16 protein-coding genes are annotated in these 17,655 nt (G+C 54.3%); 14 read left to right on the plus strand and 2 right to left on the minus strand.

Annotation, left to right across the window (positions count from 1 at the left end):
- Positions 1 to 37 precede the first annotated feature (37 nt).
- The 5 genes from A8O29_RS07030 (at position 38) to A8O29_RS07050 (ending at position 3,922) form a co-directional block, all read left to right on the plus strand.
- A complete protein-coding gene (locus A8O29_RS07030) occupies positions 38 to 247 on the plus strand; it encodes a hypothetical protein (RefSeq protein WP_125355820.1) in 210 nt (69 codons plus the stop codon).
- Between the two features lie 69 nt (positions 248 to 316).
- Positions 317 to 772, plus strand: coding sequence for a terminus macrodomain insulation protein YfbV (yfbV, locus tag A8O29_RS07035; protein WP_125355822.1), 456 nt, complete (start codon positions 317 to 319; stop codon positions 770 to 772).
- Between the two features lie 83 nt (positions 773 to 855).
- Positions 856 to 1,350: a YfbU family protein gene (locus A8O29_RS07040; protein WP_110509234.1), complete on the plus strand. Its 495-nt coding sequence runs from the start codon at positions 856 to 858 to the stop codon at positions 1,348 to 1,350.
- 11 nt (positions 1,351 to 1,361) lie between these two features.
- Positions 1,362 to 2,021 carry a sugar phosphatase gene (locus A8O29_RS07045; protein WP_125355823.1) on the plus strand — a complete coding sequence of 220 codons (660 nt, stop codon included), beginning with the start codon at positions 1,362 to 1,364 and terminating at the stop codon, positions 2,019 to 2,021.
- 74 nt (positions 2,022 to 2,095) lie between these two features.
- Positions 2,096 to 3,922, plus strand: coding sequence for an SLC13 family permease (locus tag A8O29_RS07050; RefSeq protein ID WP_125355825.1), 1,827 nt, complete (start codon positions 2,096 to 2,098; stop codon positions 3,920 to 3,922).
- Between the two features lie 125 nt (positions 3,923 to 4,047).
- Here A8O29_RS07050 and yfbR read toward each other — a convergent pair whose 3' ends face one another.
- Entirely contained in the window at positions 4,048 to 4,647 is a 600-nt protein-coding gene (yfbR, locus tag A8O29_RS07055) for a 5'-deoxynucleotidase (RefSeq protein WP_110509238.1), read from the minus strand.
- A gap of 81 nt (positions 4,648 to 4,728) precedes the next feature.
- Entirely contained in the window at positions 4,729 to 5,946 is a 1,218-nt protein-coding gene (alaA, locus tag A8O29_RS07060; RefSeq protein WP_110509240.1) for an alanine transaminase AlaA, read from the minus strand.
- A gap of 942 nt (positions 5,947 to 6,888) precedes the next feature.
- Between alaA and lrhA the strand changes: the two genes are divergently transcribed.
- From lrhA to nuoI, 9 genes are all read left to right on the plus strand, one after another.
- Positions 6,889 to 7,830: a transcriptional regulator LrhA gene (lrhA, locus tag A8O29_RS07065; RefSeq protein WP_125353684.1), complete on the plus strand. Its 942-nt coding sequence runs from the start codon at positions 6,889 to 6,891 to the stop codon at positions 7,828 to 7,830.
- A 626-nt stretch (positions 7,831 to 8,456) separates the two neighbouring features.
- Complete coding sequence (gene nuoA, locus A8O29_RS07070; protein WP_110509244.1) at positions 8,457 to 8,903, plus strand: NADH-quinone oxidoreductase subunit NuoA; 447 nt, start codon at positions 8,457 to 8,459, stop codon at positions 8,901 to 8,903.
- A gap of 15 nt (positions 8,904 to 8,918) precedes the next feature.
- Positions 8,919 to 9,593, plus strand: coding sequence for an NADH-quinone oxidoreductase subunit NuoB (gene nuoB / locus A8O29_RS07075; protein ID WP_002913178.1), 675 nt, complete (start codon positions 8,919 to 8,921; stop codon positions 9,591 to 9,593).
- A gap of 89 nt (positions 9,594 to 9,682) precedes the next feature.
- On the plus strand, positions 9,683 to 11,488 hold the full coding sequence (nuoC, locus tag A8O29_RS07080; protein WP_125353683.1) for an NADH-quinone oxidoreductase subunit C/D: 1,806 nt from the start codon (positions 9,683 to 9,685) through the stop codon (positions 11,486 to 11,488).
- 2 nt (positions 11,489 to 11,490) lie between these two features.
- Entirely contained in the window at positions 11,491 to 11,991 is a 501-nt protein-coding gene (gene nuoE / locus A8O29_RS07085) for an NADH-quinone oxidoreductase subunit NuoE (protein WP_110509249.1), read from the plus strand.
- On the plus strand, positions 11,988 to 13,325 hold the full coding sequence (gene nuoF / locus A8O29_RS07090) for an NADH-quinone oxidoreductase subunit NuoF (RefSeq protein ID WP_110509251.1): 1,338 nt from the start codon (positions 11,988 to 11,990) through the stop codon (positions 13,323 to 13,325). The genes nuoE and nuoF overlap by 4 nt, the downstream gene beginning before the upstream one ends.
- A gap of 65 nt (positions 13,326 to 13,390) precedes the next feature.
- Complete coding sequence (nuoG, locus tag A8O29_RS07095; protein ID WP_125353682.1) at positions 13,391 to 16,117, plus strand: NADH-quinone oxidoreductase subunit NuoG; 2,727 nt, start codon at positions 13,391 to 13,393, stop codon at positions 16,115 to 16,117.
- Entirely contained in the window at positions 16,114 to 17,091 is a 978-nt protein-coding gene (gene nuoH, locus A8O29_RS07100; protein WP_110509255.1) for an NADH-quinone oxidoreductase subunit NuoH, read from the plus strand. The genes nuoG and nuoH overlap by 4 nt, the downstream gene beginning before the upstream one ends.
- A gap of 14 nt (positions 17,092 to 17,105) precedes the next feature.
- Complete coding sequence (gene nuoI / locus A8O29_RS07105) at positions 17,106 to 17,648, plus strand: NADH-quinone oxidoreductase subunit NuoI (protein WP_110509257.1); 543 nt, start codon at positions 17,106 to 17,108, stop codon at positions 17,646 to 17,648.
- The last annotated feature ends 7 nt before the right edge of the window (positions 17,649 to 17,655 follow it).

The raw sequence follows: 17,655 nt of genomic DNA on the forward strand, positions 1-17,655 counted from the left end.
GGCTAAAAAAACGTCAGTGAGTCAAAGAGCGTAGCGCATGATGACGCTGACATTTATGATTAACATCATGCTCGATACTTTTAGCAGGCATGATGAAAGATATTCGGGTGATTCATCTATCAGTTTTGCACAATTTTTAACCGATGGCAGAATGTGCAATAATTTGACGAACCGCGAGAGTGGGTCTACGCCCATCTCAGGCCGCACAGGATACCTGAATGCCGCCTTTATTGCCAAAATGTTTTGAACGTTGTCATGCATAGTTGTTGTTTTGCACGAAATTTTGATTTTTTATCTGTGAAGTTGAGGTAACGCCATGTCGACACCCGAGAACCGCCCGGTAAACTTTTTCAGTTCGTTCCGCCGTGGGCAGCACTACGCAAAGACGTGGCCGATGGAAAAACGCCTGGCACCGATGTTTGTTGAAAATCGTGTTATCCGTGCCACCCGCCATGCTATACGCTTCATGCCGCCGGTTGCGGTGTTTACGCTATGCTGGCAAATCGCCCTCGGTGGCCAGCTTGGCCCGGCCGTGGCGACCGCGCTGTTTGCGCTGAGTCTGCCGATGCAAGGATTATGGTGGCTGGGCAAGCGTTCCGCCACTCCGCTGCCGCCAACGATTTTGAACTGGTTCTATGAAGTGCGCGGAAAATTGCAGGAGTCAGGCCAGGTGCTGGCACCCTTTGAAGGTAAGCCAGATTACCAGGCGTTAGCTGACACGCTTAAGCGCGCATTCAAACAACTGGATAAAACTTTCCTGGATGATTTGTAATTAACTATCAAAAACGCATATAAAAGAGGGCATACACTTTGTAAGCCCTTTTTTTTCATGCGTAAGCGCAACAGGAGTCGAAAATGGAAATGACCAACGCTCAACGTCTGATTTTGTCGAATCAGTACAAAATGATGACCATGATGGATCCCGACAACGCCGAGCGTTACCGCCGCCTGCAGACGATCATCGAGCGCGGCTACGGCCTGCAAATGCGCGAACTGGATCGTGAATTTGGCCAACTGACCGAAGAAACCTGCCGGGTGATCATCGATATTATGGAGATGTACCACGCGCTGCACGTTTCCTGGACCAACATCAAAGATGCAGACAGCGTGGATGAACGCCGCGTGACTTTCCTCGGCTTCGATGCCGCAACCGAAGCCCGCTATCTTGGCTACGTGCGTTTTATGGTTAATACCGAAGGCCGCTATACCCATTTCGATGCCGGTACTCATGGCTTCAACGCCCAGACCCCAATGTGGGAAAAATACCAGCGTATGCTCAGCGCATGGCACGCGTGCCCGCGCCAGTATCACCTGAGCAGCAACGAAATTAATCAGATTATCAATGCCTGATGGAGGCCGCCGTGCAGTGCAAAGGCTTTTTGTTTGATCTGGACGGTACGCTGGTGGATTCATTACCAGTTGTAGAACGTTCATGGTGTCACTGGGCTGATCGACACGGTCTGAGCCACAGCGAAGTACTGAATTTTATTCACGGTAAGCAGGCGATTACTTCTCTGCGCCACTTTCTGCCAGGCCGCACCGAAGCAGAAATTCAGGTGGAGTTCAGCTGGCTCGAGCGAATGGAGTCCGAAGACACCGCCGGGATCACCGCGCTGCCGGGCGCATTGGCGCTGTTGAATCATCTGGATGACGCCGGTATTCCGTGGGCCATTGTCACCTCAGGCTCCGTTCCCGTAGCGCATGCGCGTCACCGCGCGGCGGGCCTACCGGAGGCGAAAGTGTTCGTCACCGCTGAACAGGTAAAACGCGGCAAGCCGGAGCCGGATGCGTATTTGCTCGGCGCTGAACTGTTGGGCTTTGACCCGACAGAATGCGCAGTCGTCGAAGACGCGGCGGCGGGAATGCTTTCTGGCCTCGCGGCAGGCTGTCACGTCATTGCGGTGAACGTGCCCGGGGATGCGCCGCGGTTAAACGAAGCGGATTTCGTGCTGACCACCCTCGAAGCGTTAAGTATTCACCGGCAGCCTGATGGCACGGTTAATGTGCGTCTGAAAGACTAAACGCATGATCTGGCCTCGCTTCGGCGGGGCTTTTTTATGCCACAATTCTCACTCTCTTCTGACAAGGACATGTTGTGAACAGTGAACTGATTTGGGTGTTATGCCTGCTGGCGATGGCGGTGCTGCTTTTCGCCACCGGTAAAGTGCGCATGGATGCGGTCGCCCTGCTGGTTATTGTTGCCTTTGTATTGAGCGGGACGCTCACCCTCAGCGAAGCCTTTTCCGGTTTCAGCGATCCTAACGTTATCCTTATTGCCGCGCTGTTTATCATCGGCGACGGACTTGTGCGCACTGGCGTTGCCACCAGTATGGGCTCGTGGTTGGTGAAAGTAGCGGGCAACAGCGAAATCAAAATGCTGGTTTTCCTGATGCTGACAGTGGCGGGACTGGGCGCGTTTATGAGCTCCACCGGCGTGGTGGCCATCTTTATTCCGGTGGTACTCAGCGTCTGCATGCGCATGAACACCTCGCCGTCGCGCTTAATGATGCCATTGAGTTTTGCCGGACTTATCAGCGGCATGATGACGCTGGTCGCCACGCCGCCTAACCTGGTGATTAACAGCGAATTGCTCCGCGAAGGTCTGCAAGGATTCAGCTTCTTCAGCGTCACGCCGATTGGCCTGGTGGTTCTGCTGCTGGGCATTGCGTATATGCTGCTGGTGCGTTTTATGCTTCCCGGCGGCGACGAAAATCAAAAGAACGATAAACGCCGCACCTTTCGCGATTTAATCAAAGAGTATCGCCTGAACGGGCGGGCGCGCCGATTGGCTATCCGCCCGGGCTCGCCGCTGGTCGGGCAGCGTCTGGATGACCTTAAACTGCGTGAGCGCTACGGCGCAAACGTGATTGGCGTGGAGCGCTGGCGGCGTTTCCGTCGGGTAATAGTGAACGTTAGCGGCGTGTCGGAATTCCATGCGCGTGATGTTCTGCTGATTGATATGTCAGCGGCCGACGTCGATCTGCGCCAGTTTTGCACGGAGCAGCTACTGGAGCCGATGGTGCTCCGTGGCGAGTATTTCTCCGATCAGGCGCTGGACGTCGGCATGGCCGAAGTCTCGCTGATCCCGGATTCAGAAGGGGTCGGTAAAACGGTGCGGGAAATGGAATTCCGCACCCGCTTTGGACTGAATGTGGTAGGCATGAAGCGCGACGGTAAAGCCGTTGACGGCGCGGTAGTGGATGAAACGATCGCCCTGGGTGATATTCTGCTGGTGGTCGGCAACTGGAAGCAGATCGCGCAGCTTTCGCAGCGCGGGCGTGATTTTGTGGTGCATAACATGCCGATCGAAGTTAACGACGCCTCCCCGGCACACAGCCAGGCACCCCATGCCATTTTCTGTCTGGTATTGATGGTCGCGCTGATGTTGACGGACGAAATTCCTAACCCAATAGCCGCAATCATTTCCTGTTTGCTGATGGGGAAATTCCGCTGCATCAACGCCGAAAGCACCTATAAAGCCATCCACTGGCCGAGCATTATTTTGATTGTCGGGATGATGCCGTTTGCGCTCGCCCTGCAAAAAACCGGTGGCGTTGATTTAGTGGTGAAAGGGCTAATGGAAGTGGGCGGCGGGCAGGGGCCGTATCTGATGCTGATCTGTCTGTTCGTGATGTGCGCCACGATTGGCCTGTTTATTTCAAACACTGCCACCGCGGTGCTGATGGCGCCGATTGCGCTGGCCGCGGCAAAATCGATGGGCGTGTCGCCTTATCCGTTTGCGATGATGGTGGCGATGGCGGCCTCGGCGGCGTTTATGACGCCAGTATCCTCACCAGTTAACACGCTGGTGCTGGGGCCAGGGAAATACAGCTTCAGTGATTTTGTGAAGATTGGGGTGCCGTTCACGGTGCTGGTGATGGTGGTCTGCGTGGTGCTGATCCCGGTGCTGTTCCCGTTATGATTACATTCCCTGGCGGCTATTTTTTTCTCCCTCTCCCCGTGGGAGAGGGCCGGGGTGAGGGCATCAGACCGCTCTGTATTATTTGTTGTAGGCCCGGCAAGCTACGCGCCGCCGGGCAGAGCGAGTTAAAGCGGAGAATCCTGGCTGATTTCATCCAATGAAAGCTGGAAGCTCGGCACAAAGACCTGCATGAAGTAGTCCATCTCCGGGCTACGACGCGATTCCAGCGTTTTTTCCAGACGGCTTTTCGCCAGCAAAAATTCGTTATTTCCGGCGGAAAGTTCTTCCAGACATTTCAGGTACGCACACAGCGCATCGGCCTGTTTTACCAGCAGTCTCTCTTCTTCGCTGCACTGATGTTCATCAATCAGCGGCGCGAAGATATCGCGCAGTTCTTCCGGTACCATGTCGACCAGTTTCTGCTGGGCAATCTTCTCAATCGCTTTATATTCCTGCGCGATTTGCGAGTTGAAGTATTTTACCGGGGTCGGCAGATCGCCGGTCAGCACTTCGGACGCGTCGTGGTACATCGCCAGCAAAGCGATGCGCTCGGCATTCACCGAACCGTTAAATTTGCGGTTTTTAATCGCCGCCAGCGCGTGGGCCACCATCGCCACCTGCAAACTGTGCTCGGAGACGTTTTCGGTGCGCACGTTGCGCATCAGCGGCCAGCGGTTGATCAACTTCAGACGGGAAAGATGGGCAAAGAAATGACTCTGGCTCATTGGGGTCCTTGATGCGTTACAGCAGGTTACCCATTGTGCGCTGAGTTGACCGCCGGATGCAAACCCCGGCGGTCTATGGCGTTACGCCTGACGGTAGCCGGAGAGGAAGCGGCCGAAGCGCGAGATAGACATTTCCAGGTCATCCATACGCGGCAACGTCACGATACGCACGTGATCCGGCCACGGCCAGTTGAAGGCGGAGCCCTGAACCAGCAGCACTTTTTCCTGCAGCAGGAAATCGAGCACCATTTTCTGGTCGTCGTGAATATTAAAACGCTTACTGTCGATTTTCGGGAACATATACAGCGCGCCGTTTGGCTTCACGCAGCTGACGCCTGGGATCTCGTTGATCAGTTCCCATGCACGGTTACGCTGCTCATAAAGGCGGCCGCCCGGCACGATGAACTCGCTGATGCTCTGGTAACCGCCCAGCGCCGTCTGAATGGCGTGCTGCGCCGGAACGTTGGCGCACAAGCGCATCGAGGCCAGCATTTCCAGACCTTCGATATAGCCTTTCGCGTGCTTCTTCGGCCCGTTCAGAACCATCCAGCCCTGACGGAAACCCGCCACGCGGTAGGTTTTTGACAGACCATTAAAGGTGACGGTCAACAGATCCGGCGCCAGAGCGGCGATCGAATGGTGCTGAGCTTCGTCATAAAGGATCTTGTCGTAGATTTCGTCGGCGAAAATGATCAGGTTGTTCTGACGCGCTATTTCCACGATTTCCAGTAGCAGCTCTTTGGAGTAAACCGCGCCGGTGGGGTTGTTCGGGTTAATGATCACGATCCCACGGGTACGCGGGGTGATTTTGCTGCGAATGTCGTCCAGGTCCGGGAACCAGCCTGCAGATTCATCACACAGATAATGCACCGCTTTACCGCTGGAGAGCGACACTGCCGCCGTCCACAACGGGTAATCCGGGGCCGGAACCAGCATTTCATCGCCGCTGTTGAGCAGCGCCTGCATCGCCTGAACGATAAGCTCAGACACACCGTTACCGATATAGATATCTTCTACCGTGACGTCACGCATATCGCGCGCCTGGTAGTGCTGCATGATGGCCTTACGGGCTGAATAGAGGCCCTTGGAATCGCAGTAGCCCTGTGCCGTTGGAAGATTACGAATCACATCGACGAGGATTTCGTCAGGGGCGTCGAAGCCGAACGGGGCCGGATTGCCGATATTCAGTTTAAGAACCTTGTTGCCTTCTTCTTCAAGACGTTTAGCTTCTTTAAGTACCGGACCACGGATGTCGTAACAGACATTATCTAATTTGCTGGATTTTTCGATGGGGGACATGAACCTTGACCTTTTCGCTAGTTTCGCCACTCCCTGCCGTGGAAGTCTGCACGGAATAAGGTACTCCCCATCCCGGGTGTTTTGAAGGGTTGGCAGGACAATATTTTGCACATTGCATGATGTCAGTGTGATTTGTTTGTCTGCGATTTGGCCGCTTCGTCTGCCTAAATCACCACGTTTAGCATTCGTTGTGGTGATTAATGTTGTCATTTGTCTTTGAGTATGGATTTTTAACTAAATTTCCCAAGACCGCCGCCGACTATCCTGTCGGGCATATTTTGAAATCTGGCGAAATTTTAGCCACCAAAAGCTGGCAATTTGCTACCCTATGGAGTAGAGATAATACCTTATTCTGTGAAGACATTGTTAAGCATTGTTAATGAAAGAATATTTAAATAATTAATATTTTTTCATTAATTGCAAAGTTGCCTCTTTGGTTTGTTAATTTATTTATAGATCATGATTATCAATTAAAAATTTATGTAAGATAATACCTAATAACACTTATAAATATAAAGGTTTTGCGGTAGGATACCGTGGTAAGCAGGCTCTGATTATCAGCGTTTAGGTGATGTCTGTGTTTGCTAAAAAAATATAACTTAATGTTATTGCTCGTGTTTTTGTTGCGTCTGATGTGCCTGTAATTGTTGTCATTATTGTTGAATGTTCTTTAAGAGCTCAAAGCGAAAGTAACGACTTTTTTTGAAAAGCTTCACATAATAGTGACAGAAATAATTAAGTCATCATTCAGATGTAAACGAAAATATAGCTAAGGGGTCTGCTCAAAAAGAAGCAGGCAGGCAATTATAATGCAATAACGCTCTTTCAGGTATTGTCCGGCTTGCCGGGCCGGGGGATATGATTCAAAAGGAATTGCCTGATTTTCTTAGAGCACAGCATCAACCAGGCAGGTCAGCACAAGCAACCTGTAAGTGAAGAAATATGATTAACGCAAATCGTCCGATATTGAATCTCGATCTCGATCTGCTGAGAACGTTTGTTGCGGTCGCTGATCTGAACACCTTTGCAGCAGCCGCGGCTGCTGTGTGTCGTACCCAGTCTGCTGTCAGCCAGCAGATGCAGCGCCTTGAGCAGCTGGTCGGTAAAGAGCTGTTTGCCCGTCATGGTCGAAATAAGCTGCTGACGGAACACGGTATTCAGCTGCTGGGCTACGCCCGCAAAATTCTGCGCTTTAACGATGAAGCATGTACCTCGCTGATGTTTAGTTCCCTGCAAGGGATGTTAACTATCGGTTCATCTGATGAATCAGCGGATACCATTCTGCCTTTCTTGCTCAACCGTATCAGTTCGGTCTACCCGAAGCTGGCGCTGGATGTGCGCGTTAAACGTCACGGTGAAATGGGCAATATGCTGCAGGCCAGCGAAGTCGATCTGGTGTTAACCACCCATCGTCTGGCGTCGTTTGACGCGATTTCATTGCGCACCTCGCCAACGCTCTGGTATTGCGCCGCGGATTACATGCTTCCGCCTGGCGAACCTGTCCCGCTGGTGCTGCTCGACGATCCCAGCCCGTTCCGCGACACAATTATTGATACCCTGAATGCCGCACGCATTCCGTGGCGCCTGGCCTACGTCGCCTCAACGCTGTCTGCCGTACGCGCAGCGGTGAAGGCTGGATTAGGCGTAACCGCGCGTCCGGTGGAGATGATGAGCCCGGAACTGCGCGTCCTGGGTAAAAGTGATGGATTACCACAGCTACCTGACACCGAGTATCTGCTGAGCTGCAACACCCACAGCCCGAACGAGCTGGTGCAGGCCATTTTCCAGTCGCTGGACAGTTACAATAATCCCTGGTATCAGTACGGAACATATACCTCCGAAGGGGGAGACGATAACCTTGTTGCCGAGAAGGATTTAGAGTAACGAGGCTCGTTCTATCTGGTAACAATTTGTAAGTGTAAAAAAAGGCCGCTGAAGCGTAAATTGTGCTCAGCGGCCTTTTTTGTGGATAAAGAGTGAGCGGGCGTGTCCCGTTTCGATTATTTATTCTTGTTTTTCATTATGTTGTTAAATGCCGGACGCCATTTGCCACTCTTTACAAACCCAACTTCCCACTTCCTGCTAATGTTAAAAAAACGGCCGGATTGTTGCCGTTTTACAGTGCGAATTAACAGAAGCGTGTCTCAGATCAAGAAAATACTCCCCAATAGGGGGAGGAATCACCGGAGATTCCTGTCAAAATAGAAGGGTAATTAGTGTTTAAGCCTCAGACGGACACGATTCACCAACCGTAAATGCCCTCGGTCATTTCACCGCGAAAAGGCTAAAGGGCATTTAATGTTAATGAAAGGTGTTCGGTGTAAATTAATGTGAGGAAACTTTTGTTAAAGTTGACAAAAGGTTATAGAAAGGAGTAAAAAACCACATCATTTTGATGTTTAAGCCATTAATGGCACACATTTTGTGGTTTTTCATTCCTCCCCATGAATCATGTGGCGTTCATCTGCCAGCCAGAGCAGAGTTTCAGCGCTACTTATTTTGGTTAAGCAATGCGTATGTCAACATCCACTGAAGTCATCGCTCATCACTGGGCATTCGCTATATTTCTCATCATTGCCATAGGCCTCTGCTGTCTGATGCTTGTTGGCGGTTGGTATCTCGGCGGTCGCGCGCGCGCGCGTAGCAAGAACACCCCGTTCGAGTCGGGTATCGACTCTGTGGGCTCCGCTCGCTTACGTCTCTCGGCGAAGTTCTACCTGGTCGCCATGTTCTTCGTCATCTTTGACGTGGAAGCCCTTTACCTTTACGCATGGTCTACGTCTATCCGCGAAAGCGGTTGGGTGGGCTTTGTGGAAGCCGCAATTTTCATTTTAGTGTTACTGGCAGGCCTGGTTTACCTCGTCCGCATCGGTGCGCTGGACTGGACGCCTACGCGTTCCCGTCGCACGCTGGTTAACCCGGAAACCGACAGTACTACTAATCGTCATACGCAGTAAAAGCGAGGCAATAAGATGGATTATACGCTCACCCGCATAGATCCTAACGGTGAGAACGACCGTTACCCCCTGCAAAAACAGGAGATCGTAACCGACCCTCTTGAGCAGGAAGTAAACAAAAGCGTGTACATGGGCAAGCTCGAACATGCCCTGCACGATATGGTCAACTGGGGTCGTAAGAACTCAATCTGGCCATACAACTTTGGCCTTTCCTGCTGCTACGTTGAAATGGTGACGTCATTCACTGCGGTGCATGACGTTGCGCGTTTTGGGGCAGAAGTACTGCGTGCTTCCCCGCGTCAGGCTGACCTGATGGTGGTTGCCGGTACCTGTTTCACCAAAATGGCCCCGGTCATTCAGCGTCTGTACGATCAGATGCTGGAGCCAAAGTGGGTTATTTCCATGGGCGCCTGTGCAAACTCTGGCGGCATGTACGACATTTACTCTGTTGTGCAGGGCGTCGATAAGTTTATCCCGGTCGATGTTTACATCCCTGGCTGCCCGCCGCGTCCTGAAGCCTACATGCAGGCTCTGATGCTGCTGCAGGAATCCATCGGCAAAGAACGTCGTCCGCTCTCGTGGGTGGTTGGCGATCAGGGCGTGTATCGCGCCAACATGCAATCTGAGCGCGAGCGTAAACGCGGCGAACGTATTGCTGTGACGAATCTGCGGACACCCGACGAGATTTAACTTTGCGCCTGTGGGCAGTGGACAAAGCCTTCGCATATCAAAATTAATAGCGCGGAGCCACGCCCAACAGTCACCACGGAACTTTTGCAATGGTGAACAATATGACCGATTTAACCGCGCACGAAGCTGCCGAATGGCAGACCCGGGATCATCTCGATGACCCGGTGATTGGCGAACTGCGCAACCGTTTTGGGCCGGATGCCTTTACCGTTCAGCCGACCCGCACCGGGGTACCCGTTGTTTGGGTTAAGCGCGAACAGTTACTGGAAGTGGTCGATTTCCTCAAGAGATTGCCGAAGCCTTACGTCATGCTGTTTGATTTACACGGCATGGACGAGCGTCTGCGCACACACCGTGACGGGTTACCCGCCGCGGATTTTTCCGTTTTCTACCATCTCATGTCTATCGACCGCAACCGCGACATCATGCTCAAGGTTGCGCTGTCTGAGAATGACCTGAATGTGCCGACGGTGACCAAACTTTTCCCTAACGCCAACTGGTATGAGCGTGAAACCTGGGAAATGTTCGGTATCAACATCGAGGGCCACCCGAATCTGCGTCGCATCATGATGCCGGATACCTGGGAAGGGCACCCGCTGCGTAAAGACTACCCGGCTCGCGCCACCGAATTCGACCCGTTTGAGCTGACCAAAGCCAAGCAGGATCTGGAGATGGAAGCGCTGACCTTCAAGCCTGAAGACTGGGGTATGAAACGCAGCACCGAAAACGAGGACTTCATGTTCCTCAACCTCGGTCCTAACCACCCGTCTGCGCACGGTGCGTTCCGTATCATCCTGCAGCTGGATGGCGAAGAGATTGTCGACTGTGTTCCGGATATCGGTTACCACCACCGTGGTGCTGAGAAAATGGGCGAGCGTCAGTCCTGGCACAGCTACATTCCGTACACCGACCGTATCGAGTACCTCGGCGGCTGCGTGAACGAAATGCCATACGTGCTGGCCGTTGAAAAACTGGCCGGGATCAAAGTGCCTGAGCGCGTTGAAGTTATCCGCGTAATGCTCTCTGAACTGTTCCGTATCAACAGCCACCTGCTGTATATCTCCACCTTCATTCAGGACGTCGGTGCCATGACGCCGGTGTTCTTCGCGTTCACCGACCGTCAGAAAATCTACGATCTGGTCGAAGCGATCACCGGTTTCCGTATGCACCCGGCCTGGTTCCGCATCGGCGGCGTTGCACACGACCTGCCGCGTGGCTGGGAGCGTCTGCTGCGTGAATTCCTCGACTGGATGCCGAAGCGTCTGGCTTCTTACGAGAAAGCCGCGCTGCGTAACTCCATTCTGAAAGGTCGTTCTCAGGGCGTTGCCGCGTATAACGCGAAAGAAGCGCTGGAGTGGGGCACCACCGGCGCTGGCCTGCGTGCTACCGGGATCGACTTCGACGTGCGTAAAGCGCGTCCGTACTCTGGATATGAAAACTTCGACTTCGAAATCCCGGTTGGCGGCGGTGTATCCGACTGCTACACCCGCGTGATGCTGAAAGTGGAAGAGCTGCGCCAGAGCCTGCGCATTCTTGAGCAGTGTTACAAGAACATGCCGGAAGGCCCGTTCAAAGCGGATCACCCGCTGACGACGCCGCCACCGAAAGAGCGCACGCTGCAGCATATCGAAACCCTGATCACTCACTTCCTGCAGGTTTCCTGGGGCCCGGTCATGCCGGCCAACGAATCCTTCCAGATGGTTGAGGCGACTAAGGGCATCAACAGTTACTACCTGACAAGCGACGGCAGCACCATGAGCTACCGTACCCGTATTCGTACGCCGAGCTATGCGCACTTGCAGCAGATCCCGGCCGCGATCCGCGGAAGCCTGGTTTCGGACCTGATCGTTTATCTGGGTAGTATCGATTTTGTTATGTCAGATGTGGACCGCTAATTATGCACGAGAATCAACAACCACAAACCGAGGCTTTTGAGCTGAGTGCGGCTGAGCGTGACGCTATCGAGCACGAAAAGCATCACTACGAAGATCCGCGTGCGGCGTCCATTGAAGCCCTGAAGATCGTTCAGAAGCAGCGTGGCTGGGTGCCGGATGGCGCGATTTACGCCATCGCCGACGTGCTGGGTATCCCGGCAAGTGACGTCGAAGGCGTGGCGACGTTCTACAGCCAAATCTTCCGCCAGCCGGTTGGCCGCCACGTGATTCGCTACTGCGATAGCGTGGTTTGTCATATCACGGGCTATCAGGGTATTCAGGCGGCACTTGAGCAAAAGCTCAATATCAAGCCGGGCCAGACCACCTTTGATGGACGTTTCACCCTCCTGCCGACCTGTTGTCTCGGCAACTGCGACAAAGGGCCGAACATGATGATTGATGAAGATACTCACAGTCATCTGACGCCGGAGGCGATCCCTGATCTGCTGGAGCGGTATAAATGAAAAACATTACCATGACTCCTGAAACGCACCCGCTGACATGGCGCCTGCGTGAAGACAAACAGCCGGTTTGGCTCGAAGAATACGAGAGCAAAAACGGCTATGCCGGGGCGCGTAAAGCCCTGGGCAGCCTGGCACCTGACGAAATCGTCAATCAGGTCAAAGACGCTGGCCTGAAAGGGCGCGGCGGCGCGGGCTTTTCCACGGGTCTGAAGTGGAGCCTGATGCCGAAAGACGAATCCATGAACATCCGTTACCTGCTGTGTAACGCCGATGAAATGGAGCCGGGCACCTATAAAGACCGCCTGTTGATGGAGCAGCTGCCGCACCTGTTGGTGGAAGGCATGCTGATTTCCGCGTTCGCGCTGAAAGCGTATCGCGGCTACATCTTCCTGCGTGGCGAATACATCGAAGCTGCTGTTCACCTGCGTCGTGCGATTGCTGAAGCGACCGAAGCCGGTCTGCTCGGGAAAAACATTCTCGGTTCCGGTTTCGACTTCGAACTGATCGTTCACACCGGGGCAGGGCGTTATATCTGTGGTGAAGAAACCGCGCTGATTAACTCCCTCGAAGGTCGTCGTGCCAACCCGCGTTCCAAGCCGCCATTCCCGGCGAGCTCCGGCGTGTGGGGTAAACCGACCTGCGTGAACAACGTAGAAACTCTCTGCAACGTCCCGGCCATTCTCGCGAACGGCGTGGAGTGGTACCAGAACATCTCGAAAAGTAAAGATGCGGGTACCAAGCTGATGGGCTTCTCCGGTCGCGTGAAGAATCCGGGCGTCTGGGAACTGCCGTTTGGCACCACCGCGCGTGAAATTCTGGAAGACTACGCGGGCGGCATGCGTGATGGCCTGAAATTCAAAGCCTGGCAGCCGGGCGGGGCGGGAACCGACTTCCTGACCGAATCGCACCTCGATTTACCGATGGAGTTTGAAAGCATCGGTAAAGCGGGCAGCCGTTTAGGTACAGCGCTGGCGATGGCCGTTGACCACGAAATTGGCATGGTCGGTCTGGTGCGTAACCTGGAAGAGTTCTTTGCCCGCGAATCCTGCGGCTGGTGTACGCCATGCCGTGATGGTCTGCCGTGGAGCGTGAAAATTCTGCGTGCTATCGAGCGGGGCGAAGGCCAGCCGGGCGACATCGAGACACTTGAGCAACTGTGTCGATCCCTCGGTCCGGGCAAAACCTTCTGCGCGCACGCGCCTGGCGCGGTTGAACCGCTGCAGAGCGCGATTAAATATTTCCGCGACGAATTCGAAGCCGGTATCAAGCAGCAGTTCAGCAACACCCATGCGATTGGTGGGATCCAGCCGAACTTGCTGAAGACGCGCTGGTAGCTGGTAACTGACCTAAGAATTTTGATTAACGCCTGGTTTCGACCGGGCCAACTGGAAGCACGCTAATGGCTACGATTCATGTAGACGGCAAAGAATACGAGGTCAACGGAGCGGACAACCTGTTACAGGCTTGCCTCTCTCACGGCCTTGATATTCCCTATTTTTGCTGGCATCCGGCGCTGGGAAGCGTTGGCGCCTGCCGCCAGTGTGCGGTGAAGCAATATCAAAACGCGGAAGACACGCGTGGCCGCCTGGTGATGTCCTGTATGACACCGGCATCCGATGGCACCTTTATTTCTATTGATGACGAAGAAGCGAAGCAGTTCCGCGAAAGCGTGGTCGAGTGGCTGATGACCAACCACCCGCACGACTGTCCGGTTTGTGAAGAAGGCGGCAACTGCCACCTGCAGGATATGACCGTCATGACCGGTCACAGCTTCCGTCGCTATCGTTTCACCAAACGTACCCACCGTAACCAGGACCTGGGGCCGTTCATCTCTCACGAAATGAACCGCTGCATCGCCTGTTACCGCTGCGTGCGTTATTACAAAGATTACGCCGACGGCCCGGATCTGGGTGTTTACGGCGCACACGACAACGTCTATTTCGGACGTCCGGAAGATGGCACGCTGGAGAGCGAATTCTCCGGTAACCTCGTTGAAATCTGCCCAACCGGCGTTTTCACCGATAAAACCCACTCCGAACGCTACAACCGTAAATGGGACATGCAGTTTGCACCAAGCATCTGCCAGCAGTGTTCTCTGGGTTGTAACACCAGCCCGGGTGAGCGCTACGGCGAACTGCGTCGTATCGAAAACCGTTACAACGGTACCGTAAACCATTACTTCCTGTGCGACCGCGGTCGTTTCGGATATGGCTACGTGAACCTGAAAGACCGTCCTCGTCAGCCGGTACAGCGTCGCGGTGACGACTTCATCACCCTCAACGCTGAACAGGCGATGCAGGGCGCCGCAGATATTCTGCGTCAGTCGAAGAAAGTCATCGGCATCGGTTCTCCACGCGCAAGCGTTGAGAGCAACTTCGCGCTGCGTGAACTGGTCGGGGCGGATAACTTCTACACCGGTATCGCCAAAGGCGAGCAGGAACGTCTGCAACTGGCACTGAAAGTGATGCGCGAAGGCGGCATTCATACGCCTGCGCTGCGTGACATCGAATCTTACGACGCAGTTCTGGTTCTCGGGGAAGACATTACCCAGACCGGCGCTCGCGTTGCCCTGGCGGTTCGTCAGGCGGTGAAAGGCAAAGCACGCGAAATGGCAGCGGCCCAGAAAGTGGCTGACTGGCAGATTGCGGCGATCCTGAACATCGGTCAGCGTGCCAAACACCCGCTGTTCGTGACTAACGTCGATAACACCCGTCTGGACGACATCGCGGCGTGGACCTACTGCGCACCGGTTGAAGACCAGGCGCGTTTAGGTTTCGCTATCGCCCACGCGCTGGATAACAGTGCGCCAGCGGTTGAAGGCCTGAGCAACGATCTGAAAGGCAAAGTGGACGTCATCGTACAGGCGCTGGCCGGTGCGAAAAAACCACTGATTGTCTCCGGAACCAACTCCGGCAGCGCCGAAGTGATTCAGGCGGCAGCTAACGTCGCTAAAGCCCTGAAAGGCCGCGGTTCAGACGTCGGTGTGACCATGATTGCCCGTGCGGTAAATAGCGTTGGCCTCGGCATGATTGGCGGCGGCTCACTTGAAGAAGCCTTAGATGAGCTGGAATCCGGTTCTGCTGATGCCGTGGTGGTGCTGGAAAACGATCTGCACCGTCACGCTTCTGCTGCCCGCGTTGATGCTGCACTGTCCAAAGCACCGCTGGTGATGGTGATTGACCATCAGCGCACCGCGATTATGGACAAAGCCCATCTGGTGCTGTCTGCGGCGAGTTTCGCAGAAAGCGACGGAACGGTCATCAACAACGAAGGCCGCGCTCAGCGTTTCTTCCAGGTTTACGATCCGTCTTATTACGACAGCAACATCATCATGCTGGAAAGCTGGCGCTGGCTGCATTCGCTGCACAGCACCTTAGAAAGCCGTGAAGTTGACTGGACTCAGCTGGATCACGTTATTGACGCCGCCGTGGCTGCACTGCCGCAGTTGGCAGGCATCAAAGATGCTGCGCCTGATGCGTCGTTCCGTATTCGTGGTCAGAAACTGTCTCGTTCGCCGATTCGCTCCAGCGGTCGTACCGCGATGCGTGCGGATATCAGCGTGCACGAGCCGCGTCAGCCGCAGGATAAAGACACCATGTTCGCCTTCTCCATGGAAGGGAACAACCAGCCAACGGCTGCACGTTCGCAAATTCCATTTGCGTGGGCACCAGGCTGGAACTCCCCGCAGGCATGGAACAAGTTCCAGGCTGAAGTGGGTGGTCATCTGCGTAACGGCGATCCAGGCGTGCGTCTGATTGAAGCGTCTGAAAGCGGTCTGGCTTACTTCGAGCAGGTTCCGGCCAGCTTCGAAGCGCAGGACGGTCAGTGGCGTATCGCGCCTTACTACCACCTGTTCGGCAGTGACGAAATGTCACAGCGTTCGCCGGTCTTCCAGCAGCGTATGCCGCAGCCGTACATCAAGCTCAATCCGGCCGATGCCGCGAAGCTTGGCGTTAACGCGGGTGCACAGCTGGCTATCAGCTACGACGGTCAGACCATCAACCTGCCGCTGGTGCTTTCCGATGCACTGACAGCAGGGCAGGTCGGTCTGCCGATGGGTATGCCGGGTATTGCGCCAGTGTTGGCGGGTGCGCGTATTGAGAATCTGCAGGAGGCGAAAGCATGAGTTGGTTAACACCGGATGTTATCGACATTCTGTTAAGCATCCTGAAAGCGGTCGTCATTCTGCTGGTGGTCGTCACCTGCGGTGCGTTCATGAGCTTTGGTGAACGTCGTCTGCTCGGTCTGTTCCAGAACCGTTACGGACCGAACCGCGTAGGCTGGGGTGGTTCACTCCAGCTGGTGGCGGACATGATCAAGATGTTCTTCAAAGAGGACTGGATCCCGAAATTTACCGACAAGGTTATCTTTACCCTTGCACCGGTTATCGCGTTCACCTCTTTGCTGGTGTCGTTCGCTATCGTCCCGGTCAGTCCGACCTGGGTCGTTGCCGACCTCAACATCGGTATCCTGTTCTTCCTGATGATGGCAGGCCTGGCGGTTTACGCCGTTCTGTTTGCGGGCTGGTCGAGTAACAACAAATACTCGCTGCTCGGTGCGATGCGTGCTTCTGCGCAGACCCTGAGCTACGAAGTGTTCCTCGGCTTATCGCTGATGGGCGTTGTGGCGCAGGCTGGCTCCTTCAACATGACCGATATCGTTAATAACCAGGCGCATCTGTGGAACGTGATTCCGCAGTTCTTCGGCTTCATCACTTTCGCCATCGCGGGCGTTGCGGTTTGTCACCGTCACCCGTTTGACCAGCCGGAAGCGGAGCAGGAACTGGCCGACGGTTACCACATTGAATACTCCGGTATGAAGTTCGGTCTGTTCTTCGTGGGCGAATACATCGGTATCGTCACTGTCTCAGCGCTGATCGTCACGCTGTTCTTCGGTGGCTGGCAGGGTCCGTTCTTACCGCCATTCATCTGGTTCGCGCTGAAAACCGCGTTCTTCATGATGATGTTCATTTTGATCCGTGCAGCATTGCCGCGTCCGCGTTATGACCAGGTAATGTCCTTCGGCTGGAAAATCTGCCTGCCGCTGACGCTGATCAACTTGTTGGTAACGGCGGCTGTCATTCTCTGGCAGGCGCAATAAGGGGCGAATAGACCATGACCTTAAAAGAATTATTAGTGGGCTTTGGCACCCAGGTTCGCAGTATCTGCATGATCGGGATGCATGCGTTCGCCAAACGCGAAACGCAGATGTATCCGGAAGAGCCGGTTTATCTGCCGCCGCGCTACCGTGGTCGTATCGTGCTGACGCGCGATCCGGACGGGGAAGAGCGTTGTGTAGCCTGTAACCTGTGTGCGGTAGCCTGTCCAGTTGGCTGTATCTCTCTGCAAAAAGCAGAGACCAAAGACGGCCGCTGGTACCCAGAGTTTTTCCGTATTAACTTCTCACGCTGCATTTTCTGCGGTCTGTGTGAAGAAGCGTGCCCAACCACGGCGATTCAGTTGACCCCGGATTTCGAACTGGGTGAATACAAGCGTCAGGATCTGGTGTACGAGAAAGAGGATCTGCTGATTTCCGGTCCGGGCAAATACCCGGAATATAACTTCTACCGGATGGCGGGTATGGCAATCGACGGCAAAGATAAGGGCGAAGCAGAGAACGAAGCCAAGCCTATCGACGTCAAGGGCCTATTACCGTAAGGAGAGG

The sequence above is a fragment of the Scandinavium goeteborgense genome (genome assembly GCF_003935895.2).
GTDB lineage: Bacteria > Pseudomonadota > Gammaproteobacteria > Enterobacterales > Enterobacteriaceae > Scandinavium > Scandinavium goeteborgense.